This window comes from Streptomyces sp. NRRL S-244 (assembly GCF_000717915.1).
In the GTDB taxonomy this organism is placed as follows: Bacteria; Actinomycetota; Actinomycetes; order Streptomycetales; family Streptomycetaceae; genus Streptomyces.
Map to the genome: position 1 here is coordinate 1 of NZ_JOCX01000026.1, position 25,533 is coordinate 25,533.

Below are 25,533 nucleotides of genomic sequence, written 5' to 3' on the forward strand. Positions count from 1 at the left end.
GGGTAGGGTCCGGGGGAGGTGTCAGGGGAGCGGCAGGGGTGCGGACAAGGGTTTTCCCTGTATCGGGTTCATCCTCGCGTTGCCTACTGTCTGCCCACCGGCGATCTCTCCCGCTCCGAACGGATCCCGCGCCAACCCCACATGGTGCGAAGCCGTGCGGGCGGGCGGATCGCCCGCACCGCCGTTGCCCCAGCCCCGCCGAAGCGGCCGGGACAACGCGGCGAGCAGCGGTGGCCGGGACGGGATTGACCGACCCGTCCCCGGCCCCGTAGCCGCCGGTTCACCTCCCACACTGCTCCAACCGCCCGCTCCGGCCTGCCCGGAAAGGGCTCGCGAAAGGGAACACCGTGCACGCAACGAGACGCAGGCTCATATCCGTGGTGGCGATGTCCGTCACCCTGCTCGCCGGCTCCGCCACCGCTTCCGTGGCCCTCGCCGGCTCGGAGCCCGCGCCGGCCCCGGCCGCCGCCTCCACCCTGCCGGCCGCGGGGGCGCCGGCCGCTCCCGACGCCGCGCCCGTGCAGAACCTGATCGTCGGCTACAAGTCCTCGGCCACCGAGGCCAGCTCCAACAAGGCCGCGGCCGACGACGCGACCGCCAAGGGCAAGAAGGCCGGCAAGAAGGCGAAGTTCGACCGCCGCCTCGGCACCGGTGCCGCCCTCGTCAACCTGGGCGGCTCCGTCGCCCCGGCCGCCGCGGCCGACGTGATGGCCCAGTTCCGTGCCGACCCGGACGTCGCGTACGTCGAGGCGGACTCCCGCGCCTACGCGATGGCCACCCCGAACGACACCGAGTACGCCAAGCAGTGGGACCTCTTCGAGCCCACCGGCGGCATGAACGTTCCTGCCGCCTGGGACAAGACCACCGGCTCCGGCGTCACCGTCGCCGTGATCGACACCGGCTACGTGGCCCACTCCGACGTCGCCCCGAACATCGTCGCCGGCTACGACTTCATCTCCGACGCCACCGGCGCCCGTGACGGCAACGGCCGCGACAACAACCCGGCCGACGCCGGCGACTGGAGCGCGGCCGGCGAGTGCGGCACCGGCTCCCCGGCCAGCGGCTCCTCCTGGCACGGCACCCACGTCGCGGGCACCATCGCCGCCGCCACCAACAACGCCAAGGGCGTCGCGGGCATCGCGTACAACGCGAAGATCCAGCCCGTCCGCGTGCTCGGCAAGTGCGGCGGCACCACCTCCGACATCGTCGACGCCATCACCTGGGCCTCCGGCGGCACCGTCGCGGGCATCCCGGCGAACGCCACCCCCGCCAAGGTCATCAACATGAGCCTCGGCGGCTCCGGCGCCTGCACCTCCAGCTACCAGAACGCCATCAACGCGGCCGTCGCCCGCGGCACCACGGTCGTGGTCGCCGCCGGCAACAGCAACGCGGACGCGGCCGGCTTCTCGCCCGCCAGCTGCAACAACGTCGTCTCCGTGGCCGCCACCAACCGCACCGGCGACCGCTCCTTCTACTCCAACTTCGGCAGCCGCGTCGACGTCTCCGCCCCGGGCGGTGAGACCCGCCGCGCCACCGACACGCCCGGCACCGTCACCACCCCCGAGAACGGCATCCTCTCCACGCTGAACAACGGCGCCACCACCCCGGGCTCCGAGATCTACAAGCCCTACCAGGGCACCAGCATGGCCGCCCCGCACATCGCGGGCCTCGCCGCGCTCGTCGTCGCCGCCAAGCCCTCGCTGACCCCGGCGCAGGTCGAGGCGGCCATCAAGGCCAACGCCCGCCCGCTGCCCGGCACCTGCACCGGCGGCTGCGGCACCGGCATCGCCGACGCGGCCGCGACCATCACCGCCGTCACCTCGGCGCCCGTCCCGGGCTTCGAGAACGGTACGAACGTGAACATCCTCGACAACACCACCGTCGAGAGCCCGATCACCGTCAGCGGAGTCGCGGGCAACGCCCCGGCCGCGCTCAAGGTGAACGTGAACATCGTGCACACGTACATCGGTGACCTGAAGGTCGACCTGGTCGCCCCGGACGGCTCCGTCTACACCCTGCACAACCGCGCCGGCGGCAGCACCGCCAACATCAACCAGCAGTACACCGTGAACGCCTCCTCCGAGGTCGCCAACGGCACCTGGAAGCTCCGCGTCAACGACAACGCGGGCGGCGACACCGGCTTCATCGACTCCTGGAGCCTCGGCTTCTGAGGACCCGACGACCGCGCCGGTCAGTAGCACCGGCCGGGCGCGCTAGTACGGACCAATGAGCCCGCGGACCTGCCGATACACCTCGTATTGGCAGGTCCGCAGCCGTTTCCTGACAGCTGACTGAATTCTGCGTCACAATCCGGGTCCACCCGGCATCCGACCTCGTATTGTCGCGTCTCACAGGACATGCACAGAAGTGGGGACGAGAGGCTGGTGGCTGTTGCGTGGTGGCGGCGACGGGGAACGCTGACACGACCGTCGGACACGGTGAACTGATCAAGGAGGTCGAACGCGCGCTGACCACGCACGGGCGGGCCCTCCTCACCGGACCCGCCGGCGCGGGCAAGACCGAGGTGGCCGGCGCAGTCGCGGCCGCGGCCGCGACCCGCCACGAGACCGTGCTCCGACTCGCTCCCGAGGCCGCCGACCAGTGGATACCGGAGGCCTCCGCCGCCGCACTGCTCGCCTCCGTGCCCTGTTTCGCGCTGGAACGGCTCTCCGGACCCCAGCGCACCGCCATCGCCCTCCTGCGCCGGGAGACCGACGCGCCCCGCGCCGGACGCGACCACGTCGCCCTGCGCCTCGCCGTCGTCGAGGTCCTGCGCACCCTCGCCGCCCGCACCCCCGTCCTGCTCGTCCTCGACAACGCCCAGTGGCTGGACGCGGAAAGCACCGATCTGCTCCGGTTCGCCCTGCGGCTGACCCCACCCCGCGTACGGGTCCTCGTGGCCGAATGCGTCCAGGGCGGCGCCCCCGTCGGCGGCCCCCTGTGCGGCCCCGGCACCCCCGCGATCCGCGTCCCCGCGCTCGGCGCCGACGAGATCGCCGAACTCCTCGCCCACCACGGCCTCCCCGCCCGCCTCGCCGGCCGCATCCACCAGGCCAGCGGCGGAAACCCGCGCCTCGCCCTCGCCCTCGGCCACTCCCTCGCCGAAGCCGCCGAGGCCCGTGACGGCAGCGCCCACCACGCCGACCCGCTGCCCCTGTCCGGCCAGGCCCGCGAGGTCGCCCGCCGGCTCCTCGCCGAGGCCCCGGCCCCCGCGCGCCGCACCCTGCTGCTCGCCGCCCTCGCGGCCCGCCCGACCACCGCCCTGCTGCGCCGCGCCGGCCGCCCCCACGCCGAGGCCGAACTCGCCGAGGCCGAACGGGCCGCGCTGGTCACCGTGGGGGAGGACGGCGCCGTCACCTTCACCGCCGGGGCCCTGCCCATGGCCCTGGCCGCCGACGCAGGCTGGCCGGAACGCGCCGCCGGGCACTCCGCGCTCGCCGCCGCCGTCGACGACCCCGTCCAGGCCGTACGCCACCGGGCGCTTGCCGTGGACACCCCCGACGAGTGGCTCGCCGCCGAGATCACCGAGGCCGCCGCGGCCTGCCGCAGACGCGGTCAGCGCGCCCTGGCCGCCGAGCTCGGCCTGCTCGCGGCCGAACGTACGCCGACCAACCGCCCCGGGGACGAACTGGCCCGCCTCGTCGCCGCGGCCGAGGACGCCGGCTGGGCCGGCCGCGCCGACCTCGCCCGCCGCGCCACCCGCGCCGTACTGGCCCGCGACGCCTCGCCCGCCGACCGGGTACGGGCCCGGCTCGCCGTGATCGACGCCGCGGGACAGGCCCTCGCCGCCCTCGACGAGACCTTCGCGCACGCCATGGACGACGCCGCCTCGGATCCCGCCCTCCAGGCGGCCGTACAGCTGCGCATCGCCACGAAGTACAACCTCAGCGACGGTGACCCCGTACGCTCCCGCGACGCCGCGGCCGAGGCCGGCGCGCTCGCCGCCCTCGGCGGCGACCAGGTCGCCGAGGCCATGGCCCTGACCGTACGGGCCCGGATGGGCCGCATCCTCGGGGACCCCGACGCCGAGGACATCCTGGCCGAGGCCCTGGCCCTGCCCGCCCCCGAGGTGCCGCTCGGCATGCGCAACGCGCCCCAGTACCTCGCCGTACGGCACGCCCTGTTCGACGACCGCCTCGACGACGCCCGCCGCCAGCTCCTCGTCCTGCTCCCCGCCGTCCGGCGCACCGGATCCGCCGAGGACGTCTTCGAGGTCCTGCGCAGCCTCACCGAGGTGGAACTGCGCCGCGGCCGGTGCACGTCCGCGTCCGCGCACGCCCGCCGCGCCCTCGAACTCACCATCGAGGCGGGACTCTCGCCCGGCCCCGCCTGGTACGCCGCCGCGATGGCGGAGGCCATGGGCGGCAGCTTCGCCCGCGCCGCGGGCTACGCCCGGCGCGGCATCCAGGCCTCTGAGGAGGAACACGACCAGGTGTTCCTCTCGCGCAGCCTGTACGCACTCGGCCTGACCGAGCTGGCGACCGGGGAGGCCGCCAGAGCCGTGGCCACCCTGCGCCGGGTCGCCGAACTGGAGGAGGCCCAGCAGGTCGTCGACCCCTCGATCCTGCGCTGGCACGGAGAGCTGGCCGAAGCCCTGGTGGCCGCCGACGCGCCCGACGAGGCCGCCGAACTGATCGGCTCCGTCCGTACGGTGGCGCTCCGGCTGGGCCGCGGCGCGGTGGTCGCCGCCCTCGACCGGGCCCGCGGCCTGTGCCTGTCCGCGCACGGCGGGGCCGACGCCGCCGTGGACCTGCTGGAGGCCACGGCGCAGCGGTTCGCCGCGCTGGAGCTCCCGGTGGAGCGCGGCCGTACGCTGCTCGCCCTGGCCCGGGTGGAACGGCGCCGGCGCCGGCGCGCCCCCGCCCGGGCCGCGCTGCGGGCCGCGGCCGAGGTGTTCACCGCGGCGGGCGCGAAGCCCTGGACCGAACTCGCCGCGGAGAACCGGGAGGCGGGCCTTGCCCCGGTCGGCGGCGCGGGTGTGGCCCTGGCGGCGCTGACCGAGGCGGAGACCCGTCTCGCCCTGCTCGTGGCGGAGGGCGCCAGCAACCAGGAGGCGGCCGCGAAGCTGTTCGTCAGCGTCAAGACGGTCGAGGCCCGGCTGACCCGGATCTACCAGAAGCTCGACGTACGGTCCCGGGCCCAGCTGGCCACCGCCTTGCGCACCCGCTGAGGGCGGGCGAGGCGGCGGCCCCGGGCCTCGGCCGCCTTGGCAGCCTCAGCCGCCTTGGCAGCCTCGGCAGCCTCAGCAGCCGAGGTTGCCGCCCGGGCTCACGCCCAGGATCTGCGTGAAGGACTGGTAGGCGTTGATCCGGCTCTGGACCTGGGCGGGGTTGCCGCCGTTGCACTCCAGGGAGCCGTTGATGGAGCGGATCGTCTCGCCGAAGCCGGCCCCGTTGACCATGGCGGCGTGCGCGGTCATGGTGCCGGGGCCGTTCTGGGTGTTCCAGTACCAGAGGGCGGTCTTCATGGCGATCGCCGGATCCTGCTCCACGAGGTACGGGTTGGCGAGCAGGTTGATGCCGAGGGCGTCGCCGGCGGCCTTGTAGTTGAAGTTCCAGCTGAGCTGGATCGGGCCGCGGCCGTAGTAGGCGGCCTGCCCGGCGGGACAGCCGTACGGTTGGCTCGCGTCGCAGTAGTGCGGGTAGTTGGCGGTGTTCTGCTCGACGATGTACACGAGCCCGCCCGTCTCGTGCGAGACGTTCGCCAGGAACGCCGCCGCCTCGCGCCGCTTGACGGTGTCGTCACCGGTGTTGGCGAATCCGGGGTACGCCGACAGGGCCGCGACCAGGCCGTTGTAGGTGTAGAAGGGGTTCCGGTTCGGGAACATCTGGTTGAACTGGGCCTGGGAGACCACGAATCCGGACGGGTTGCCGGGGTCCGGGTCCTGGCCGCCGCCTCCGCCGCAGGTGCCGAGGTCGGACCAGACGCCCCACTGCCCGGTGGTGCCGGGCGTTTCGCCCTGCGTCCACCACTTGGCCTGCCAGTTGTGCCCGCTGTACGAGGCGCTCATGCCGTTCGTGTAGACGGCGGACGAGGACCACGGGGTGACGCAGGCCGCGGCCGCGGAGGCGGGCGAGGCGGGGAGGGCGACCGCGAGGCCGATGGTGGCGGCAGTGGCGGCGGCCAGGGCGAGTGCTCGGCGGCGAAGCGCACGTATCACGTAACTGCTCCTTCAATGGGGGGAATTGCCGTGGGGGGCATTCCTCGCCACTGAAGCGAAGCTGGTCTGGACCTGTCAAGGTCTAGACCAGTATTCATTCCTTTCGGACGACAAACGGGCAGGGCCCGTACGCGCCGACGCGCATACGGGCCCTGCCGGTTGCCGAAGAGCGAGCGGTCAGCTGCCGGCGGAGAGGTTGCCGGAGAGGACCGGGATGTTGCTGAGGATGTGCGAAGCCGAGTCGTCGCCCTTGGCCTGGGTGGAGTTCTCGGTGCACTGCTGGTTCATCGGGTTGTGCAGGACGTTGATGTCCTGGACGCCGACGTTGGCGATGACGGCCAGCAGCGACTGGGCGTTGACCTTCGCGGGCAGGCCGATGCAGGTCTTGTTGAGGGTGCCCTGGACCAGGCTGAGCTGCGGGCTCATCGCGCCCTCGGTCTCCTGGTTGCCGTAGATCTGCGCCGCGCCGTTGCCGTTGACCGTGTTGATGCCGTTGTCGTTGCCGATCGCCATCGCCGGGGCGGCAACCGCGGCGCCGAGGCCCAGCACGGAGGCGGTGACCGCAGTGGTGGCCATGAGCTTCTTGAGCATGAGGAGATTCCTTCTTTTAGCGCTGTTGCATGGGATGGCTGCCCCCGGCGGGACGAGCTGATCAACTGCAATCCGCGCGCTTGGTTATCGCCTGTCACCCGAGTGGCCCAGCGCGTCCCCCGTGGGCGGGCATGCGAAAGGGGCCGCCTCCGGCTCTCTGAGCTGGAGGCGGCCCCTTCGTCCGACGTCTTCAGGGAATCGCCGTGGAGGCGGTCGCGGGCGGTCAGCCCGTCTTGCGGCGGGTCTTCTTGTTCTTGCCGCCCGCGCCACCGCTGGCGCCCTGGATCTTCGCCCGGCTCTGGTGAGCCTGCTGTGCATGGGCACTGCGGGCATTGCGGTCGAGGGCCTCCCGGAACTTGCGCTTGGCCTCCTCGGCCGGCGATTCGTCCTGCGGGGTGTCCGACTCTTGTGCCATGTGTCCTCCTGGGTCGACCTGAAGCCGTCTCAGTCTGTCACCCACCGTCCCCCCTGACCAGCGGGTTCCGCTCCAGGGGCCCGGGCCGGGCCGGGGCGGTGGCCCGGGCCGACCGGATCGGCGGGAGGGCCCGCGCGCGGACACGCGAAGTCCCGGGCCTCGCGGGGAGGCCCGGGACTTCACTGGTGCACTTCGCTTGACCGCCGTGTACAACGACGGACCGCCCCCGAGGTCACGCCCCGGGGGACACGCGCCGTTCGTGTACCCGCAGCTGGAGGGTGGCGAGGTCCAGCAGCGGGGTGGGTACGCCGAGCGCGCGGGCCCGGGCGATCAGGTCGCCGAAGACGTGCTCCACCTCCGTGGGACGGCCGGCGACCAGGTCCCGGTACATCGACGGGGTGAGCGGGGAGCCGGGCGTGGTCACCGTACGGGTGGTGAAGGCGAGCTCGGTGTCCGGCACGGGACGGCCCGCCGCGGCCGAGACGGCGGCCGCCTCGGCGAGTACGGCCCGCCCGAGCTCGGCGCCGCCGGGCACGGCGCCGACCTCGCCGACGGAGCCGCGCCCCAGGCAGGTGACGGCCGCCAGGGTGGAGATGAACACCCACTTGTGCCACATCGAGCCGACGACGTCCGCGGTCTCGGGGCTGTCGATGCCCGCCCCGCTCAGCACGGCGCGCACGGCGTCCACGCGGGCGGAGGGCCGGCCGTCGAGTTCACCGGTGACCACGACGGACGGCGGGGCCATGCGCACGATGTCGCCGTGCTCGTTCAGGGTGGTGACCACCTTGGCGACGCCGCCCAGGACCGGCGCCCCGCCGAAGCGGTCCGTGAGGTGTTCGAGGTGGGCCATGCCGTTGAGCAGCGGCACGATCGCGGTCCCCGGCCCGATCGCCGGGGCCAGGTCCTTCGCCGCGCGGTCGAGCGCCGTGGACTTCACGGAGAGCAGGACGAGGTCGTACGGGCGCGACAGCGCGTCCGCGGTCACCAACTCGGGAGTGAGGGTCAGGTCTTCGCCGAGGCCCGTCACCCGCAGCCCACGCTCGCGCAGGACGGCGGCCCGCTCCGGGCGGACCAGGAAGGTGACGTCCTGCCCGGCCTCGGCGAGACGGGCGCCGAACCAGCCGCCCACGGCGCCGGCTCCGACTGTCAGGATTTTCATACGGGACAGCCTGTCATGGGACTACGCGGTCCCGCAGGCCCCCGTCGACGGGAACGGCGTCAACTCTGTGTGACGCGCAGCGCGTCGCCGACCAGGCGGACCGCGCGGGAGAGGCGGCCCAGCTGCTGGAGTTCGACGGCGTACATCCGGATCGAGCTCTCGATGACGATCTCGGCCACGCCCATCGAGGGCAGTTCGGCCCGGCTGGTCTCCAGGGCGACCCGGACCGCGCGCATCTCGTGCTGGAGCTGGAGCTGGGCGTGCCGGGTGAGGAGGGCGGGGCTGCGGGTCAGCGTCGAGTAGCTGCCGTAGCGGGCCGGGAGGAGATCACGCAGCCAGCGCATGGCCGTGCGTTCCCAGTCATGGGTACCGGGGGCCTTGACCTGGCAGGGCCAGTCCGGGCTGAGCGTGGTGGAGACCGTCTGGCGCATTCTCGTCGCTTCCGAATGGTGTCGAACTCTGATCGAGACGTTGGTGGGCGGCCTCGGCCCAGGGGTTGACCGAGGCCGCCACAAGCGCTCTGGTTGGATACCGGTGCCGGGAACGGGCACCCGGCGCGGGGCGTGAGGAGGAGCCGTCCCGCGCGGGTGTCCGTTCTGGGAGGGCGTGGGGTCGCTCTCCTTGGCGTCCGTGGATCCGGCGCGATGCTTAGTAAACATATATACCGTCGAGTAGACAAGAGAATGAAAAATTACATACGCCTACAGGGCGTGAAAGTGGACTGCCCCGTACCGGTTGAAAAACGGCCTTACAGGAAGAATCCGTGCTGGTCGGCGACCTGCTCGTACCCTTCGAGCCGCGCCTGCGTCCGCTCGGGATCCGCGTCGGCCATCGCTTGCAGCAAGGCCGCCGACAGCATCCCCGGGGCCGCGTACGAGTCGAACACCAGCCGCGCCCCGGTCCCGGCGGTCAGCGCCACGTCCGCCTCGTCCACCAGCGGGCCCAGGGTGGTGTCGGTGATCAGCGCGATCTTCAGCCCTGCGCTGCGGGCCGCCCGGAGCGCCGACAGGGTCTCCTTGGCGTGCCGCGGCATCGCGAAGGCCAGCGCCCAGGTCCCGCCGGCCTCCCGGGACTGGAGCAGGGCGTCGTAGGCGACGCTGCCTCCACGTGTCACCAGCCGGACATCGGGGTGGATGCGCCGTGCCGCGTACGCGAAGTACTCCGCGAGCGAGACCGAGATCCGCAGGCCGAGGACGGTCAGCGGCACCGAGCGGGCCAGCTCGCGGCCGATGTCGAGCACCTGGTCGGTGTCGGCCAGCAGGCGCCGTACGTTCTCCAGGTTCACGATCTCGGCGTCCACGGCCGCCTGGAGCTCGTTGCGGCGGAACTGCTCGCGGCTCTCCGGGGAGCCGGCGACCGCGCTCAGCGCCATCGGCTGGAGGGCGTCGCGCAGGGCCGGATAGCCGCTGAACCCGAGGGAGGTGGCGAAACGTGTCACCGACGGCTGGCTGACGCCCACCCGCTCCGCGAGCTCGGTGATCGACAGGAACGCGGCCTCCGTGAGGTGGTCGACCAGGTACTGGGCGATCCGCCGCTGCCCCGGAGACAGCCGGTGGCCGTCGAAGAGGGCGCGGACCCGGTCGCCGGGGGCGCGCTCATGGACCGGCGGCGCCTGCCCACTCGGCGTGATCGCAGCCGCCTGTGCGCGTGCCTGCTGCCCCGATGACACCGATGGGCCTCCCTCTCATGTCACTCGTCTTCAAACATAGCTCACGCCCTGTGGTCGGGCCGGGCCGGTGCCGGGCGGCCCGGCCCGCATCTCTCGCGACCGCAGGATGGCGGAAATATGATGTGCTCGGATCTCTGGCGCAGCGCCCGCCGCGAAAGCCGAGAGCCGAGTGCCGAGAGCAGGGACATATGGATGCACCCGGGAGCGGTCCATGACCCCGCGCCGCCCCCCGAAGTCGGTGAGTGCCGCCGACCTCCTGAGCACCCTGGGACGGCTCACCGCCCGGGCCCGCGCGGGAGCGGAGCTGCAACTGGCCAGGGTGGAGCTCGCCGAGGCCCTCCAGCGCGAGATGCTGCCGGGCTCCCTGCCCGCCCTGCCCGGGCTGCGCAGCGCCGCCCGCTACGCGCCCGCCCGGCACGGCCTGGACATCGGCGGTGACTGGTACGACGGCTTCCGGCTGTCCGGAGGCGGGCTCGCCTTCTCCATCGGCGACGTACAGGGGCACGACGTGGAGGCCGCCGCCTTCATGGGGCAGGTCCGCGTCGGCGTGCGCGCGGTGTCGACCGTCGTCGTGGATCCGGGCGAGGTGCTGAGCCGGGCCAACGACGTCCTGCTGTCGATGGACTGCGAGCTCTTCGCGACCTGCACCCTGCTCCGCTTCGACCCCGAGAGCCGGGTGCTCGAAAGCGCCCGGGCCGGCCACGTGCCCTCCGTCTGGGCCACCGTCGACGGCCGCTACGGGATCTCCGACGACGAGGGCGGCCTGCCGCTCGGAGTGGAGCCCGGGGCCCGCTACGCGGTGACCCGGCGGCGGCTGGACCAGGCGGGCTCCATCGTCCTGCTCACCGACGGCGTCGTCGAGGGGCCCTCGTTCCCGATCGACGTGGGACTGGACCGGGTGGCCCGCGTGGTCAGGGAGGCGGCGGGAGCCGACCCCGACGAGATCGCCGCCGAAATCATGAAGGTGGCCGACTCCACCGGCCACGCCGACGACGCGGCGGTCCTCGTCCTCAGCCACGACGCCGCAGGACCCCCGTGACGGTAGCGCGTGTCACGGACCGTCCGGAGGCGGCGGTTGTTGTCTGATGCTGTGGTGCGCACCGAGGAATGGCGACGTTTCAGCGGAACCCTTCTCGGGATCCTCATCGTCGCCACCGCCTACTACGCCTCAGGACGGATCGGCCTCCTGCTGAGCGTGGAGGTCGACGGCGCGGTGGTGACGCCCCTGTGGCTGCCCACCGGCATCGCGGTCGCCGCCCTGCTGTGGTTCGGGCCGCGGATGTGGCCGGGCATCGCCCTCGGGACGTTCCTCGCCATCGAACACCTCGCCACCTTCCAGATCGCCGACGCCGGCATCATCGTGGGCAACACCCTCGCGCCGCTGTGCGCGTACCTGCTGCTGCGCCGCGTGGGCTTCCGCGCCGAGATCGACCGGCTCCGGGACGGCCTGGCCCTGGTCTTCCTGGGCGGACTGGTGCCGATGATGATCAGCGCGTCCATCGGCACCGGGGTGCTGGTGGCCACCGGGGACCTGGCTCCCGGCGGTTTCTGGCCGGTGTGGTCCGCGTGGTGGGCCGGCGACGCGATGGGGGTGCTGGTGCTGACCCCGCTGCTGCTCGTCGTACCCCGGGTCCGGATGCCGCAGGACGCCTACCGGGTCGCCGAGGCGGTCGGGCTGACCATCGCCGCCGGGGCCGTCGCCTTCGTGGCCACCCGCAGCTCGCTGTCGCTGCTCTTCCTCGTCTTCCCGCTGCTGATCTGGTCGGCCGTACGCTTCCAACTGGCCGGCAGCGCGCCCTGCGTGCTGCTCGTGTCCGTCGTGGCGATCTCGGCGGCGACCAACAGCCTCGGACCGTTCGCCGGCCACACCCTCTTCGAGGTCATGGTCAACCTCCAGGCGCTCAACGGCTCGGCGGCCCTGACCGCACTGCTGCTGTCCGCACTGGTCACCGAGCAGAACAACATCCGCGAGGAGATCGAGCGGGTGTGCGAGGACCTGGCCGAGGTCGTCGAACGGCTCGCCCCGCACGGGCCGGGGGATTGACCGGCCCCGCTCACGTACGGGCGTCCGCGGGCGGCAGCGCGTCCGCGACGGCGCGCGCGAGGGCGTACGGGTCCCCGCTCGGCTCGGTCGGGTGGCCGGTCGTACGGTGTGCCCAGGCGTCCTCGACGGCGTACCAGTCGATGGCCTGCGGCTCGGCCCCCGAGACCAGGGCCCGGTCCAGCGAGGCGAAGTACCGCGCCCAGCGCGGCGCGTAGAACTCCTCCAGCAGCCCGGCCCACTCGCGGTTCGCGTAGTCGTGCAGCGAGGAGGGCCGCTCGCTGGCGGTACGGGTGCCCCAGGTGGTCAGCAGGGAGCGGACGTCGTACTCGCAGCGGTCGCGCTCCGCCTCGTCCGCGCCCCAGGCCCGGGCGCCGGCCGTCCACCGCCCGAACAGGAAGTGCCGGTCGGATCCGGTGACGGCCGCCAGCAGCCGCTCGTCGCGCTGCCACTCCCCGACCAGCAGCCGGAACCGGCCCAGGTCCTTGGCCTCGTACGCGGCTTTGACCTGCGGCAGCAGCACCCGGGAGTGGTTGGCGAGGGCCTGACGGGCCGTGTCCACGAGGTCGTAGCGGTACGCGCTCGAACGGCGCAGCCGGGGCGCGACCTTCAGCAGCGCGTCCAGCGCGGTGCGCACCGATGCCGCCGGGTAGCGCATGTCCCCGGGCGTCCAGGTGCCCGCCTTGTTCGCCGTCAGGCTCGGACGGGCCGTGAACAGGCCGTCCTGGGGCTGCGCGGAGTCCGTCCCGGTGCTGTACGGGCCGCTGCGCAGCGCCTCCCAGGCGGCCGCCGCGTACCCGTCCTCGGCGCCGTAGCGGCGGCGCGCGTAGGCGGCGAACCACTCCTTCCGGTCGACGGGACCGGGCTCCCAGGCCAGATCGGTGAAGAGCGCGAAGGCCGCCGGATCGACCCCGGCCGCCTCCGGCATGTACGCGATCCCGCTCAGCGCGCTGTCCGGCTTGGCCCGCCACTGGCCGAACCGCCGGAGCCAGACGCCGGTGTTGGCGCCGATCGTCGTGTGCCCGCCGAAGTTGTGGATCGTGCCCAGCGCGTACGGGGTGTGCGCCCAGGAGGTCTCGCGGTCCAGGTTCTCGTAGCGCTCGGACATCCCGTCCACGATCAGCATCCGGGAGGTGTCCACCCCGGAGAGCAGCTCTCTCGTCGGATCCTCCTGCCACCCCAGTACGGCCCAGACCGCACCCGGATGCGCCGTGCGGAGGGCCCGCTGTACGGCGCCCGCGGCCGCCTTCACGTCGACGGAGGCCGCCGTACCGCCCTCGTGCAGCGGGCTCATCCGGTACATCGCGCTGTCGCCGAACCGGGCGCGCTGGGCGGCGTAGTAGTCGGCCGCGAGCGCGGCGAAGACGGGACCGGCCGGGTCCAGCCAGTCCGGCCGGGCGAAGCCGTCCCAGGTGCCCTGCGGGTGGACCCGGGCGCCGGGGTTGCGGCCGGCGAAGCCGGGCGGCACGGTGCCGAAGTAGCCGGGCAGGACCGGGGTCATGCCGAGGGCGCGCAGCTCGTCGGCGACCCGCCCGCCGAGCGCGGCCCGCTCCTCGATCAGCTGCTCGCTGACCGGCCCGCCGAACCCGCTCAGGTTCTGCAGCAGCCACCAGCTCTGGTGCGCGGGGCCCGGGATCCACGCGCGCAGTTCCGCCGCGGTGTACCCGTGCCGCTGGAGGGCCGCGTAGTACGGGTACTCCGCGCCGACCTGGACCAGTACCTCGTTGACGCCGTGCAGGGCGAGCAGGTCGATCTGCCGCCGGCGCTCCTCCCACGTGCGGTACGCGCCCGCGTACCCGTCGTCGGTGTCGTTGAGGGCGTACCGGTGGCGGACGAGGGCGGTGCGGGTGACGGGCTGCGGGACGCCGGGCAGGACGTCGGGGAGCGCGTCCAGGCTGTCGCCGGGCCAGCCGACGTCCACCCGGGCCACGTGCCGGAGGTACCAGCCGACCCCGGTCAGCACGGTCGCGGGCGTACTGCCCCGCACCACGACGGCGCCCGCCCGGCCGGAGACCGTGAAGCGGTCCTGGCCGTCGGCGCTGCGGGGTCCGGGCAGGAGGGTGAACTGCAGGGCGTGGCGCGGCGGCAGCAGCCGGCGGAGCGCGGCCTCGGCGGCCGGGACACGGGCGCGCGGCGACTCGGCGGACGCGGCGGCCGGGGCCGGGTCGGCCGCGACAGCCGGCCGGGGGGCGGGCAGGGCGGCGGCCCCGCCCGGGACGGCCGCCAGGGCCGGCAGCGCGAGGAGGGCCAGGATCCCGGCCCGGAGGGACGGCCGGGGCCGGTCGGATCGTGGCATCGGGGTTCCTCCCGGGTCGGCGTCCCCGCAGGGCGGCAGCCCGATAACGCGGCCGGGAGGAAGGAGGTGACGGGCCGGCAGATGCCTGCGGACCGTACCGCCGGACCGACTCCTCCTCCTGGGCCGGTTCGGGCCCGTGCGGCAGGGCTTCCGGAGGGAGCGTGTTCGCCGAGCGGATACGGGGACGCAAACGCGCCCACCCGGCAGCGGAGGAGCTCCGCTGCCGGGTGGGCGGTGGGGAGAGAGGGGAGAGGGGCGGCCTCAGCCCTTGGGGACCCAGCCCTTGGGGACTCAGCCCTTGGGGACTCAGCCCTTGGGGACTCAGCCCTTGGGGACCTGGATGACGACGGTGTTGCACACCTTGTCGGCGAAGGTCTGCTTCTTCTCGTCCCACAGCGGCCACAGGAAGCCGATGTAGCAGGGGAGACCGTCGAGGATGTGGGCCAGCTTGCGGACGAACGCCATGCCGAACCCGAGGAAGGCGCCGTCGGCCTCGCGGCGCAGGCTGATGCCCACGACCTTCTTGCCGATCGTCTGGCCCGTGGTGCCTTCCTTGTAGAGCTGGAAGATGCCCATGCCCAGCGCGTACAGCCAGCCGATGATGAAGAACACGCCGGGGCCGGCGTTCGCGGGGTCGCTGCTGGTGGCCAGGTCGATGAAGCCGAGGGCGTACATCGGACCCGCGATGATCAGCCCGTCGAGCAGGTACGCACCGAAGCGCTGACCCCAGTGGGCGAGCGGCGGCATGCCCGAACCCGGCATGCCGGGCATGCCGGGCGGCGGGTAGGCGCCGTACGGCGGCGGGGTCTGCTGCGGGGCCTGCTGGGGGTAGCCGTACTGCGGGGGAACGCCCTGCGGGGGCTGCTGCGGGTAGCCGTACTGCGGGGGCACGCCCTGGGGTGCCTGCTGCGGGTGGCCGGGCTGACCCTGCGGGGGCTGGCCGTACGGGTTGTTCGGGTCGCCGAAGCTCATGGCGAAATCTCTCCGGTGTCGGAAACGGGGACGTAGCGGATGGATCGGAGGAACATCACCATGTATCCGGTTTGCCCCCCTGAGCTGCCGCGATGTAGCGCGCATCATCGTGGTCGCTCCATCGACCACTTGTCCAATCCGGCCAGATCGGCTTCTTTTCGGTCGGTCTTGTGCGGCGGCCGCACCGCGGTGGCTGAATCCGATGTGCGTGAGTTCCGCGCCCTTCTGACCCGGTGGTAACTTCCGCGAGTTGATCTTGCCGGTCGCCCCCTCGCGGCGACGGCGATCCCTCTCGCAAGGAAGTCACCGTGCACCGCCATACCCTGCACCGCCCCTCCGCTCACCGTCCGTCCGCTCACCGTCCGTCAGTCCTCGCCGCGCGCGCGGCGGTCCCGGCGGTCCTGCTGGCCCTGGCCGCGGCCGCCACCGTTCCGGCCGCGGCCGCCCCGGCGGCCGGCTCCGGCCCCGCCGCCGCCCCGGCGCCCCACCTCGACGCGGTGGAGCAGACGCTCCGCCAGGTTTCCCCCGGCCTCGAAGGCCAGGTGTGGGAACGCACCGGCGGCAACGTCCTCGACGCCTCGACGCCCGGCGGCGCCGACTGGCTGCTGCAGACCCCCGGTTGCTGGGGCGACGACAAGTGCACCGCGCGCCCGGGCACCGAGCAGCTGCTCTCGAAGATGACGCAGAACATCTCCCAGGCGACGCGGACGGTCGACATATCGACCCTGGCGCCGTTCCCCAACGGCGCGTTCCAGGACGCGATCGTCGCGGGCCTCAAGTCCTCGGCCGCGCGCGGGAACAAGGTCAAGGTGCGCGTGCTGGTCGGTGCCGCTCCGGTCTACCACCTCAACGTACTGCCGTCGAAGTACCGGGACGAGCTCGTCGCCAAGCTCGGCGCGGACGCCCGCAACGTCGACCTCAACGTCGCCTCGATGACGACCTCGAAGACGGCGTTCTCCTGGAACCACTCCAAGCTCCTCGTGGTCGACGGCCAGTCCGTGATCACCGGCGGCATCAACGACTGGAAGGACGACTACCTGGAGACCGCCCACCCGGTCGCCGACGTCGACCTCGCCCTGCGCGGGCCGGCCGCCGCGTCGGCGGGGCGCTACCTGGACGAGCTGTGGTCCTGGACCTGCCAGAACAAGAGCAACATCGCCAGCGTCTGGTTCGCCTCCTCCAACGGCGCCGCGTGCATGCCGACGATGGCCAAGGACACCACCCCCGCAACGCCTCCGGCGCGCCCGGGCGACGTACCGGCCGTCGCAGTCGGCGGACTCGGCGTCGGCATCAAGCGCAACGACCCGTCGTCGGCGTTCCGGCCCACGCTGCCCAGCGCCCCCGACACCAAGTGCGTCGTCGGCCTGCACGACAACACCAACGCCGACCGCGACTACGACACGGTCAACCCGGAGGAGAGCGCACTGCGGACGCTGATCTCCAGCGCGAAGGCGCACATCGAGATCTCCCAGCAGGACGTCAACGCGACCTGCCCGCCGCTGCCCCGCTACGACATCCGCGTCTACGACGCCCTGGCCGCGCGGATGGCGGCCGGCGTCAAGGTCCGCATCGTCGTCAGCGACCCCGCCAACCGCGGCGCCGTGGGCAGCGGCGGCTACTCGCAGATCAAGTCGCTCTCGGAGATCAGCGACACCCTGCGCGACCGCCTCGCCCTGCTGACCGGCGACCAGGGCACGGCCAAGGCCACGATGTGCTCGAACCTCCAGCTGGCCACCTTCCGCAGCTCCCAGAGCCCGACCTGGGCCGACGGCCACCCGTACGCGCAGCACCACAAGGTGGTCTCCGTCGACGACTCGGCCTTCTACATCGGCTCCAAGAACCTCTACCCGGCGTGGCTCCAGGACTTCGGCTACGTGGTGGAGAGCCCGGCGGCGGCCGCCCAGCTGAACACCGGGCTCCTGGCCCCGCAGTGGCAGTACTCCCGCGCGACGGCCACGATCGACCACGAACGCGCCCTCTGCCAGGCCTGACCACCCTCGCGGCGCCCTCCCGGCGCCGGCGCCCACACGAAGCCGCCCCCGGCAGTCACTGCCGGGGGCGGTTCCTTTTCGCGGTGCTCCTCGGCGTCAGCCGTCGCCGCCGGGCACTACGGGAGGGGGACGGGGCAGCGGTGCCGTGCTCGGCGCGCACTGACGGCCCACAGGCCGGCGAGCTTGTCGCCCGTGACGTCGCCCGAGGCGGGCCTCTGCGGCTCCCGGACTCTTTTCAGAACGCCCCCGGCGGCCGCGCCGGCTTCATCCGGCGTTCGCCCGGGGCGCGCAAGCTCGGCCGGGGAAGACCCCCCTCATCTCGGCCACCACCGTGGCCCCCGCCCGGGAGCGACCATGACCTCCTCTGCCCCGACGCCGTCCGCCCGGCCGCGCGAACAGCGCCTGCGCCGGTACCTGATGTGCCGCCCCTCCCACTTCGAGGTGGTGTACGCGATCAACCCCTGGATGGACCCGGAGAAGCCGGTCGACGCCGACCTCGCCGTCCTCCAGTGGGAGCGGCTGCGCGAGCTGTACCGCGAACTCGGGCACACCGTCGACCTGATCGACCCGGTGCCCGGCCTGCCCGACATGGTGTACGCGGCCAACGGGGCCACCGTCGTCGACGGCCGCGTCCTCGGTGCCCGTTTCCGCAACGCCGAGCGCATCGCCGAGGGTCCCGCGTACCTGGACTGGTTCCGCGAGAACGGGTTCACCGCGCTGCACGACCCCGAGTACGTCAACGAGGGCGAGGGCGATTTCCTGGTCACCGCGGGCCACGTCCTGGCCGGATACGGCTTCCGCAGCGACGAGCGCAGCCACCGGGAGGCGGAGGCCTTCTTCGGCCGGCCCGTCATCAGCCTGGAGCTGGTCGACCCGCGCTACTACCACCTCGACACGGCGCTCGCCGTGCTCGACGGCGACGAGATCATGTACCACCCGGAGGCCTTCGCCCCCGGCAGCCGCGCCCTGCTGGAGACGCTCTTCCCCGACGCGCTGCTCGTATCCGCGGAGGATGCCGCCGTATTCGGGCTGAACGCCGTCAGTGACGGCCTGAACGTGGTGCTCCCCGAGGCCGCCGGAGGTCTTGCCGGGCAGCTGCGGGAGCGCGGCTTCCGCCCCGTCGGCGTGGACCTGTCCGAACTGCTCAAGGGCGGCGGCAGCGTCAAGTGCTGCACCCTTGAGATCCGGCCCTGACCCCTGCCCGTCGTGCCGGTGTGCCGCGGCCCCGGGCGGGGCCGCGGCACACGGCGCGTGCGGATGCGCGGATCCGCGGATACGGGGTCAGTGGAACAGCATCGAGGCGTCGCCCGCCGCCGTCGTGACCGAGCCGGGGCAGAGGAAGCTGCCCGAGGTCTTGGTCGCGGTGAAGGCCTGGTTGACGTACTTGCGGGTGGCTCCGTCCCGGTTCCACGTGATGTTCGTGGCCTTGTAGCGGCAGGAGATGAAGCTCTGCTTGCCCGTGATGTCGATCGCGTCCGTCTTGGCGAGGCCGGCGGCGTCGTCGAAGGTGAACGCGGGATTGTTGTTGAGGGAGGCGGTGATGCCGCCGTTGCAGCCGAGGTTGCCGCCGGGTGCGTTGATGGTGGTGCGGTCGACGGTCAGCGCGCTCGGGGGGTTGGCGCTGGTGTGCGCGTTGGTCCACGTACAGGTGCTGCCGGCGACGACGATGACGCCGTCGAGCCGCTGATCCGCGGTGGGGCCCAGGGCCGTCGCCGACGTCGCTCCGCCGACGATCACCGCTGCTGCCAGTACGGCCGCGCCCGGCCATGTCGAGATCTTCATGCTGTCGCTCCTCTTCGCCACGTCCTCGTGGGGTGTGAAGCGGGGCCTTGGGGGGCCTCGCCGGCGTGCGCCCGGCCCGACGGTGACGGTTCCGTACCGGCCGGGGGAGAGAGCTTTCGAGACACGCCAGGGAAGGTCCCACAGGGACCTTGAAATGTCAGGCCCATGTCAAGCGATTGGCTGGACTTCGCCCTGGACCACCGAGGCCCACGGTCAGCCACCGCCTCCCCTTCTCCTGCGAACGGCATGGAACGGATCGATCCCCGTTGCTGTCTAGCCCTGTGCGCCGGTACAGGCGGCGCCGCCGGGCCGCAGGTCCGTGCTGACCGCCCAGCGCAGAGAGTTCCCCTGATCCGTGAGCCTCACCAGCAGCACACTCCTGACCCTCTTCGTACTCGCCACGGTGCTGGCCTTCGCCGCCGCGGTATGGCTCTGGCCACGCCTCGGCCGCCGCAGCGGGCGGGCGGCGCTCGGCCGGGTCGGCGTCGTCCTGACGCTCCAGGTGCTGCTGCTCGCCTCCGTCGGCCTCACCGCCAACCGGACCTTCCTGCTCTACGGTTCCTGGGCGGACCTCGCCGGGAAGGAAGGGTCGATGCCCTCCATGGGCGGCCAGGACGCGCCCGGAGCCTCGGCGGTTCGCGTCCTCGGCCGGCAGCCGGTGGACGTACCCGGCGGCGGAACACCCCACATCGGCGGTGAGATCGAGAAGGTCACGGTGCGGGGCGAGGGCTCCAAGGCCGTCGTCCAGGCGTACGTGTACCTGCCGCCCGAGTACTTCCAGAAGGGGAACGAGAACAGGAAGTTCCCCGCCACCGTGGTGCTCACCGGATTCCCCGGGATGGCCGAGAACCTGCTCAAGGGGCTGGACTACCCGAAGACGGCGTGGAGGCTCGCCAAGCAGAAGAAGATGCCGCCGATGATCCTGGTGATGATGCAGCCCTCGGTGATACCGACCCGCAACAGCCAGTGCGTCGACGTGCCGGGCGGCCCGCTCAGCGAGACCTTCTTCGCCACCGACCTGCCCAAGGCGGTCTCCGGCACCTACCGCGTCGGCACCTCGCCCGCGAACTGGGCCATGATGGGCGACTCCACCGGGGGCTACTGCGCGCTGAAGACCGCGTTGGAGCACCCGGAGCGCTACGCGGCCGGAGTGGGCCTGTCGACCGACTACAAACCGGAGCTGGACAAGGACTCCGGTGATCTCTTCCACGGGAACGCCGCCGAAGAGAAACGATCCGACCTGCTGTGGAGCCTGGACAACCTGCCGCAGGGGAAGTCCTCCTTCCTGGTGGCGACCTCGGAGCAGGGCGAGCCGAACCGCAAGGACACGCAGAAGTTCATCGCGAAGGTGAAGGCCCCGGCACGCGTCTCGTCGATCACGCTCGACAGCGGCGGCCACGGCTTCAACACATGGCGGCGGGAGATCCCGCCCGCGCTGGAATGGCTCGGCGGCCGCATCGCCGCCGAATGAGCCGGTCTCACCCGACCGGACCAGCTCGCGGCCCCGCGGATGCGGCGCCGGGCGTCCGGGCGGAGGCTGGGGCCATGCACCACGCGCCGATCCTCGTCCATCCGATCGCCCCGGCCGGCGGCCGCCGCGTCTCCCTGCGCGCCGAGGGCCGGGACAACGCCCTCGGCCTGGCCTTCAACGACGCCGACGTGATCGAGTTCCTGCGCCGGGCCGGCGTACCCGACCCCGACGACGTGGTCCTCGGCGACTCGGAGCTCGTCGAATGGCAGGGCGACGAGCCGCACACCTACGAGGCGCAGCCCTCGGACACCGACATCCCGTGACTTCGCCCCCCGAACCCCCGCACCCGGGCGACCGGGAAGGCACCATGGGGAGCGGTGGCTGACCCAAGCCGTCCGTTCGGGAGAAGAAGGGGAGACGGCATGCTGAAGGCCTTCACCGACCTGTCCACGCCGCTCGTGGCCGACGCCTGCGTCCGCAGCGGCGTGCCGCTGCGCGTGGCACCGCCCGGCATCGGCACGGTGCTGCCCGGGCACCGGGTCGCGGGGCGCGCGCTGCCGGTGCGCCACTACGGCAGCGTCGACGTGTTCCTGGAGGCGTACGGATCCGCCGAGCCCGGCGACGTCCTGGTCATCGACAACGGCGGCCGGACGGACGAGGCCTGCGTCGGCGACCTCGCCGCGCTCGAGGCCGAGAGCGCCGGCGTGTCGGGCCTCGTGGTGTGGGGGCTGCACCGCGACACGCCCGAGCTGGCGGAGATCGGCCTCCCCGTCTTCAGTTACGGAAGCCACCCGCCCGGGCCGGTACGGCTGGACGAACGCGAGCCCGAGGCGCTGGTCACCGCCCGGTTCGGGCCGCATCTCGTCGGCGGCTGGGACTTCGTCTTCGGCGACGCCGACGGGGTGCTGTTCGTGCCCGCCGACCGCGTCGAGGAGGTGCTGGACACCGCGCTCGCGATCCGCGAGACCGAGCGCGAACAGGCCCGCCGGATCCGCTCGGGCGAGACGCTGCGCAGCCAGACGGCCTTCGCCGACTACCTGGTCCTGCGCGAGGCCGACCCCTCGTACACCTTCCGCCGCCACCTGCGCCGGATGGGTGGCGCCATCGAGGAGTGACGGCGCCCCCGTACGGAAGGCGGGCGAGGGCCGGTCACCGCGGCGGGTCCTCGTGCGCGCGGCCGGGTCCTCGTGGGCATGGCCGGGTCACCGCGCGCGCGGCCGGGTCACCGCCGCGCCGCCGGGCAGGCGGCGTCCTCCGCCGGCAGGGCGCCGTCCAGCAGATGGCCCTCGACGAAGGCGTCGACGCACGCGTTGCCGTTCTGGAACTGGCCGTGGTCGCCGCCCCCGACGGTGACCAGCCGCGACCCGGCCAGCCCCCGGTGGGCGCGAACGGCGGCCTCGTAGTACGTCGCCGGGTCGTTCTTCGAATTGAGCATCAGCACCGGCGGCAGCCCCTCACCGGTGACCTTGATGCGCGGCGCCTTGGAGCGCGGCCAGTTCGCGCAGACCGCCGCGTACGTCAACTCCCTTGCCCCGGCCAGCGGATGGGTGCGCGTGGCCTCGGCGCTCTCCTTCACCCAGTACCGGCTGTCGCGGTTCCACGGGGTGTCGCCGCAGGTGACAGAGAAGAAGTCGGCGACGAACTCCGCGCCCATCAGGTGCCTGAGCTTCCCGGCGACCGCCTTCCGCGTCTGCGCCGGAGCCTGCTCCGGATGCTCCAGGAAGGTCAGGAGCGAGGCGAGATCCGCGAACTGGTCCGCGTTGTACAGGGCGTTCGTGGCCGCCGCGTCGAGGTGGTTCGGCGTGATGACCGTCCCCTCGACGTCCAGGGGCCGGTCGTGCAGCGCGGCCCGCACCCGCTCGTACGAGGCCTGCGCCTCCTCGGGGGTGCGCCCCTGGTGGTACGTGGCGTCGTTGGCCGCCAGCCACGGCAGGAAGTCCTGCTCGAAGCGGCGCTGGAAGCTCATCGGCTGCCCGGTCAGGAAGGACTGCCAGTCCCCGGTGAAGTCGACGTTGCTGTCGAGGACGACCCGGTCCACGCGGCGGGGGAACTCGGTCGCGTAGTACGCGCCGAGGAAGGTGGCGTAGGAGGGCCCGTAGTATGAGATCTTCTCCGCGCCGAGCAACTCCCGGTACAGGTCCATGTCGTGGACGGCCTGATCGGTGGTGATGTACGGCAGCAGCCCGCCCGAGTTGCGCTCGCAGTCCCGTACGAACTCCCGCGCGCGGTCGAAGGTCCGCCGGACGGCGGCCGCCGAGCGGTCGCGCAGGTCGGCGCCGCCGAACAGGGCGTCGACCTTGTCCTGGTCCGAGCAGACGACCCTCGTACTCGCCCCCACACCCCGCTGGTCGAAGCTGACGATGTCGTACGCGGCCGCCAGCTTCGGGCTGTACGAGGCGAGCCGGGCCGGCCGGGGGAGCCCCGAGGCCCCGGGGCCGCCGGCCGCCACCATCAGCACGCCCCGGCGCTTCGCCGGATCCGCCGCGCGGTGCCGGGAGAGCGCGATCGTCAGGCCCGGTCCGGAGTCCGGGTGGTACCAGTCCCGCGGCACGGACATCGAGGCGCACTCCAGCGAACCGTCGGCACAGGGCTGCCAGTCGAGCTGCTGCTGCCGGTACCGGCCGGGCACCGGCGGTGTCGCGCCGGCCGCTGCCGCGGGGCTCGTGGTGCTCGCAGTGCTCGTGGTGCTGGTGGCGCTCGCCGGGCCGACGGGCAGGGCCGCGGCGGCGAGCATCGTGCAGGCGGCGGCCACGAGCCACCGCCCGGGCGTCTTGAACACGTGCATGTCTGAACTCCCCCTGGGATCCGGTTGGTCTCCGTGATCGTCCCGCGCCGGCCCCCGCGCGTTCGATATCCCTGCCATCCGCATCCGTGGTGGCACCAGTGCCACCAGTGCCACAACGTGGCGGGTGCGGCGGCTTTGCCTCGGGGCGGGGAGTCTGTGGCAGAACCGATACTTCAGGCCTCTGTGACGTGTATCGCACGCAGCGCTACATTGCCCACGCCCCGCGGTTGCGGGGCGGTGCGCGGGCCGTGCGGCCGGGGGAGGGGCATCGACGATGGGCTCTGGAGTCTTCGCGAAGCTGGGGAGCGCGATCACTGTCAAAACGGCCGCCGTGGCCGCCGCGGGCACCCTGGTGGTGTCGGGCGCCGTGGGGGCCGGGGTATGGGCGCTGGGCGGCGGCCCGCAACTGGCGGTCGTCCAGCGCAGCGCCTCCGTATCGGTCGCGGCGGGCGGGGAGCAGTCCGCGGTCGCCGCCTGCCGGCCCCACGAGAAGGCGCTCGGCGGAGGGTACGCCGTCACCGGTACCGGCTTCGCGACGAGCAGCCTCTTCGCGGGCGATGCCTGGCTGGTGGCCGCGTACAACCCCGACGCCGCGCCGGCCACCCTCACCTCGTACGCGCTGTGCGTCAACGCGAAACCCGAGTTCCTGGGCGGCGTCACATGGTCGGAGCAGGCGCACGCCTTCCACGACCGGGGCAACAAGATGACCAGCGCCAGCGGCGGCGGGACGATTCACGACCTCACGACCGACGGGCCGTTCACGGAAGCCGCCAAGCACGCCTCCGCCTCGCCCTCCTGCCCGGGCGACTTCACCTCGCTGGGCACCGAGTTCCGGTCGGGCCGCAGCGTGGCGGGCCGCGCGGTCGCGCCGGTCCCGCTCGACGGCCTGACCACGAAGTCGGCGTTCTCCGACGCCGCCAAGGCCGTGCCCTCCGTCACGCTCAACCCGGGCAGCCGGCTGAGCAGCGGCACGTTCCCGCTCCGTTCCTCCGACTTCATCACGCACCAGACCCGGATCGAGGACCCGCAGCCACCGGAGGCGAACTACGCGGTCACCGTCCGCCCGATCTGCGTCCGGCTGGCGAGCGTGTCCGTGGCCACCGTCAAGGTGGCGGTGAGCGCGGGCGGCAGCGCGGACGCGGCCGTGTCCTGTCCCAAGGGGAAGCTGGTGGTCGGCGGCGGATTCCAGTTCCCCGCGGCCAACGAGACGGGCACCTCGCAGGCCCCGACGCGCTTCTTCGGCGACGGCTGGCTGTACGCCCCGGCCGACGCCCCGGCGGCCGGTGAGCCCTCGGGCCGCAAGGTGACGGCCTGGCACGTCACCGGCAGGAACCAGCAGAAGGCCGGTCTGGACTACTACAACTCGGTCTGGGTCGAGCACAGCGACCGGGAGACGCTCACCGGCAACGGCTACTTCGACACGCACCGCCGCGGTCCCGACGACCAGGAGCTGCACGTTTCGCCGGTGCCGGACAGCCAGGAGCTGGTCGCCAGCGCGGTCTGCGCCACGATCGACGCCAAGGCCACCGAGCCCGCGAAGGCACCCTCGCCGCCCGCCGTCACCAAGCCGGAGCTGCCGCACGCCCTCGATCCGGCCCCGGCGCCGGGCGCGACGGACGGCACGGGCTCCGCGCCGCCCTCGGCCTCGCCCTCCGCCCCGACGCCCGGTGCTTCGCCCACGACGAGCCCGTCCGCCTCGCCCGGCACGTCTCCGACGCCCGGCAGCCCCAACGGTCCCGGGACCCCGACCAAGGGGGGCCCGAGCCGGCCGGGGAACCCGTCGCAGAGCGGTTCGCCGACCCGGCAGCAGCCGCAGGCCCCGGCGGTCGCCATCCAGCAGCCGTCCGGCGGCGGCCAGCTGAGGCGCGGCTGCGAGGAGTCGTTCGCCGGAACGGCCCGGACCCGCCCGGGCGACCAGCCCCTCACCGACCCGCAGTACACGAGCTGGCGGATCAACGGGCCGAACGGGCCGGTGACGCTGGGCGCGGGCGCGTCCGGCCGCTTCCTGGTCCCGCTGCTGCCGGACGGGACGTACAAGCTGGTGTTCACGGCCACCGATCCGGCGTCCGGACTCAGCGGCAGTGCGGAGACCTCCGTCAGGATCGTCGGCTGCCTGCGCTGAACACGGAAGACTGAACCATGCACACCGAACACCGAACGCCCTTGGGGGGAACGGCGTCAGGAGGGTGGCCGGGGCCGGG

General features: G+C 72.9%; 20 protein-coding genes. 10 read left to right on the forward strand and 10 right to left on the reverse strand.

Translation table 11 applies throughout. From position 1 onward, the window contains the following. The first annotated feature begins 386 nt into the window (after positions 1 to 386). Both IF02_RS0125925 and IF02_RS0125930 read left to right on the forward strand, forming a co-directional pair. Complete coding sequence (locus tag IF02_RS0125925; RefSeq protein ID WP_051696546.1) at positions 387 to 2,171, forward strand: S8 family peptidase; 1,785 nt, start codon at positions 387 to 389, stop codon at positions 2,169 to 2,171. Between the two features lie 224 nt (positions 2,172 to 2,395). Further along, the gene (locus IF02_RS0125930; RefSeq protein WP_037837134.1) at positions 2,396 to 5,170 is read left to right on the forward strand and encodes a helix-turn-helix transcriptional regulator; all 2,775 of its coding nucleotides are present in this window, start codon (positions 2,396 to 2,398) and stop codon (positions 5,168 to 5,170) included. A gap of 72 nt (positions 5,171 to 5,242) precedes the next feature. Here IF02_RS0125930 and IF02_RS0125935 read toward each other — a convergent pair whose 3' ends face one another. The 6 genes from IF02_RS0125935 to IF02_RS0125960 all read right to left on the reverse strand — a co-directional run bounded on the left by IF02_RS0125935 (position 5,243) and on the right by IF02_RS0125960 (position 9,994). Beyond that, a complete protein-coding gene (locus IF02_RS0125935; RefSeq protein ID WP_030160949.1) occupies positions 5,243 to 6,160 on the reverse strand; it encodes a glycoside hydrolase family 19 protein in 918 nt (305 codons plus the stop codon). Between the two features lie 177 nt (positions 6,161 to 6,337). Next, positions 6,338 to 6,751 (reverse strand): rodlin, encoded by a 414-nt coding sequence (locus IF02_RS0125940; RefSeq protein WP_030160951.1) that lies wholly within the window; start codon positions 6,749 to 6,751, stop codon positions 6,338 to 6,340. Between the two features lie 223 nt (positions 6,752 to 6,974). Beyond that, positions 6,975 to 7,166: a DUF5302 domain-containing protein gene (locus IF02_RS0125945; protein WP_030160954.1), complete on the reverse strand. Its 192-nt coding sequence runs from the start codon at positions 7,164 to 7,166 to the stop codon at positions 6,975 to 6,977. Positions 7,167 to 7,398: 232 nt separating this feature from the next. Then, the gene (locus tag IF02_RS0125950; RefSeq protein WP_030160956.1) at positions 7,399 to 8,325 is read right to left on the reverse strand and encodes a ketopantoate reductase family protein; all 927 of its coding nucleotides are present in this window, start codon (positions 8,323 to 8,325) and stop codon (positions 7,399 to 7,401) included. Positions 8,326 to 8,384: 59 nt separating this feature from the next. Next, positions 8,385 to 8,756: a hypothetical protein gene (locus IF02_RS0125955; protein ID WP_030160958.1), complete on the reverse strand. Its 372-nt coding sequence runs from the start codon at positions 8,754 to 8,756 to the stop codon at positions 8,385 to 8,387. Positions 8,757 to 9,073: 317 nt separating this feature from the next. Next, complete coding sequence (locus IF02_RS0125960) at positions 9,074 to 9,994, reverse strand: MurR/RpiR family transcriptional regulator (RefSeq protein ID WP_030160961.1); 921 nt, start codon at positions 9,992 to 9,994, stop codon at positions 9,074 to 9,076. 211 nt (positions 9,995 to 10,205) lie between these two features. Between IF02_RS0125960 and IF02_RS0125965 the strand changes: the two genes are divergently transcribed. Next, positions 10,206 to 11,033, forward strand: coding sequence for a PP2C family protein-serine/threonine phosphatase (locus tag IF02_RS0125965; protein WP_030160963.1), 828 nt, complete (start codon positions 10,206 to 10,208; stop codon positions 11,031 to 11,033). 51 nt (positions 11,034 to 11,084) lie between these two features. Further along, the gene (locus tag IF02_RS0125970) at positions 11,085 to 12,038 is read left to right on the forward strand and encodes an MASE1 domain-containing protein (RefSeq protein ID WP_037837138.1); all 954 of its coding nucleotides are present in this window, start codon (positions 11,085 to 11,087) and stop codon (positions 12,036 to 12,038) included. Positions 12,039 to 12,048: 10 nt separating this feature from the next. On the opposite strand, the gene IF02_RS0125975 is transcribed toward IF02_RS0125970, so the two are convergent. Both IF02_RS0125975 and IF02_RS0125980 read right to left on the reverse strand, forming a co-directional pair. Continuing rightward, positions 12,049 to 14,331 carry an alpha-N-acetylglucosaminidase gene (locus IF02_RS0125975; RefSeq protein WP_051696547.1) on the reverse strand — a complete coding sequence of 761 codons (2,283 nt, stop codon included), beginning with the start codon at positions 14,329 to 14,331 and terminating at the stop codon, positions 12,049 to 12,051. Between the two features lie 321 nt (positions 14,332 to 14,652). Then, on the reverse strand, positions 14,653 to 15,303 hold the full coding sequence (locus IF02_RS0125980; RefSeq protein ID WP_030160970.1) for an RDD family protein: 651 nt from the start codon (positions 15,301 to 15,303) through the stop codon (positions 14,653 to 14,655). A 308-nt stretch (positions 15,304 to 15,611) separates the two neighbouring features. Here IF02_RS0125980 and IF02_RS0125985 point away from each other — a divergent pair, with 308 nt between their 5' ends. Beyond that, a complete protein-coding gene (locus IF02_RS0125985) occupies positions 15,612 to 17,294 on the forward strand; it encodes a phospholipase D-like domain-containing protein (RefSeq protein ID WP_234318331.1) in 1,683 nt (560 codons plus the stop codon). 354 nt (positions 17,295 to 17,648) lie between these two features. After that, entirely contained in the window at positions 17,649 to 18,488 is an 840-nt protein-coding gene (gene ddaH / locus IF02_RS0125990) for a dimethylargininase (protein WP_051696548.1), read from the forward strand. Between the two features lie 87 nt (positions 18,489 to 18,575). On the opposite strand, the gene IF02_RS0125995 is transcribed toward ddaH, so the two are convergent. Then, positions 18,576 to 19,076, reverse strand: a complete 501-nt coding sequence (locus tag IF02_RS0125995) for a hypothetical protein (protein WP_030160978.1) — start codon at positions 19,074 to 19,076, stop codon at positions 18,576 to 18,578. Between the two features lie 355 nt (positions 19,077 to 19,431). Between IF02_RS0125995 and IF02_RS0126000 the strand changes: the two genes are divergently transcribed. The 3 genes from IF02_RS0126000 to IF02_RS0126010 all read left to right on the forward strand — a co-directional run bounded on the left by IF02_RS0126000 (position 19,432) and on the right by IF02_RS0126010 (position 21,662). Then, positions 19,432 to 20,547: an alpha/beta hydrolase gene (locus IF02_RS0126000; protein ID WP_030160980.1), complete on the forward strand. Its 1,116-nt coding sequence runs from the start codon at positions 19,432 to 19,434 to the stop codon at positions 20,545 to 20,547. Positions 20,548 to 20,621: 74 nt separating this feature from the next. Beyond that, positions 20,622 to 20,870 carry a hypothetical protein gene (locus IF02_RS0126005; RefSeq protein WP_030160982.1) on the forward strand — a complete coding sequence of 83 codons (249 nt, stop codon included), beginning with the start codon at positions 20,622 to 20,624 and terminating at the stop codon, positions 20,868 to 20,870. A gap of 99 nt (positions 20,871 to 20,969) precedes the next feature. Beyond that, entirely contained in the window at positions 20,970 to 21,662 is a 693-nt protein-coding gene (locus tag IF02_RS0126010; protein WP_030160984.1) for an RraA family protein, read from the forward strand. Between the two features lie 107 nt (positions 21,663 to 21,769). Here IF02_RS0126010 and IF02_RS0126015 read toward each other — a convergent pair whose 3' ends face one another. Continuing rightward, complete coding sequence (locus tag IF02_RS0126015; protein WP_106977361.1) at positions 21,770 to 23,332, reverse strand: alpha/beta hydrolase; 1,563 nt, start codon at positions 23,330 to 23,332, stop codon at positions 21,770 to 21,772. A 274-nt stretch (positions 23,333 to 23,606) separates the two neighbouring features. Between IF02_RS0126015 and IF02_RS33295 the strand changes: the two genes are divergently transcribed. Beyond that, positions 23,607 to 25,454: a hypothetical protein gene (locus tag IF02_RS33295; protein ID WP_158708566.1), complete on the forward strand. Its 1,848-nt coding sequence runs from the start codon at positions 23,607 to 23,609 to the stop codon at positions 25,452 to 25,454. The last annotated feature ends 79 nt before the right edge of the window (positions 25,455 to 25,533 follow it).

Coding starts and splice junctions, on each gene's coding strand:
- IF02_RS0126010 (WP_030160984.1), top strand. CDS start 20,970: ATGCTGAAGGCCTTCACCGACCTGTCCACGCCGCTCGTGGCCGACGCC.
- IF02_RS0125995 (WP_030160978.1), bottom strand. CDS start 19,076: ATGAAGATCTCGACATGGCCGGGCGCGGCCGTACTGGCAGCAGCGGTG.
- IF02_RS33295 (WP_158708566.1), top strand. CDS start 23,607: ATGGGCTCTGGAGTCTTCGCGAAGCTGGGGAGCGCGATCACTGTCAAA.
- IF02_RS0125955 (WP_030160958.1), bottom strand. CDS start 8,756: ATGCGCCAGACGGTCTCCACCACGCTCAGCCCGGACTGGCCCTGCCAG.
- IF02_RS0125950 (WP_030160956.1), bottom strand. CDS start 8,325: ATGAAAATCCTGACAGTCGGAGCCGGCGCCGTGGGCGGCTGGTTCGGC.
- IF02_RS0125980 (WP_030160970.1), bottom strand. CDS start 15,303: ATGAGCTTCGGCGACCCGAACAACCCGTACGGCCAGCCCCCGCAGGGT.
- IF02_RS0126015 (WP_106977361.1), bottom strand. CDS start 23,332: ATGCACGTGTTCAAGACGCCCGGGCGGTGGCTCGTGGCCGCCGCCTGC.
- ddaH (WP_051696548.1), top strand. CDS start 17,649: ATGACCTCCTCTGCCCCGACGCCGTCCGCCCGGCCGCGCGAACAGCGC.
- IF02_RS0125965 (WP_030160963.1), top strand. CDS start 10,206: ATGACCCCGCGCCGCCCCCCGAAGTCGGTGAGTGCCGCCGACCTCCTG.
- IF02_RS0125940 (WP_030160951.1), bottom strand. CDS start 6,751: ATGCTCAAGAAGCTCATGGCCACCACTGCGGTCACCGCCTCCGTGCTG.
- IF02_RS0125925 (WP_051696546.1), top strand. CDS start 387: ATGTCCGTCACCCTGCTCGCCGGCTCCGCCACCGCTTCCGTGGCCCTC.
- IF02_RS0125975 (WP_051696547.1), bottom strand. CDS start 14,331: ATGCCACGATCCGACCGGCCCCGGCCGTCCCTCCGGGCCGGGATCCTG.
- IF02_RS0125945 (WP_030160954.1), bottom strand. CDS start 7,166: ATGGCACAAGAGTCGGACACCCCGCAGGACGAATCGCCGGCCGAGGAG.
- IF02_RS0126005 (WP_030160982.1), top strand. CDS start 20,622: ATGCACCACGCGCCGATCCTCGTCCATCCGATCGCCCCGGCCGGCGGC.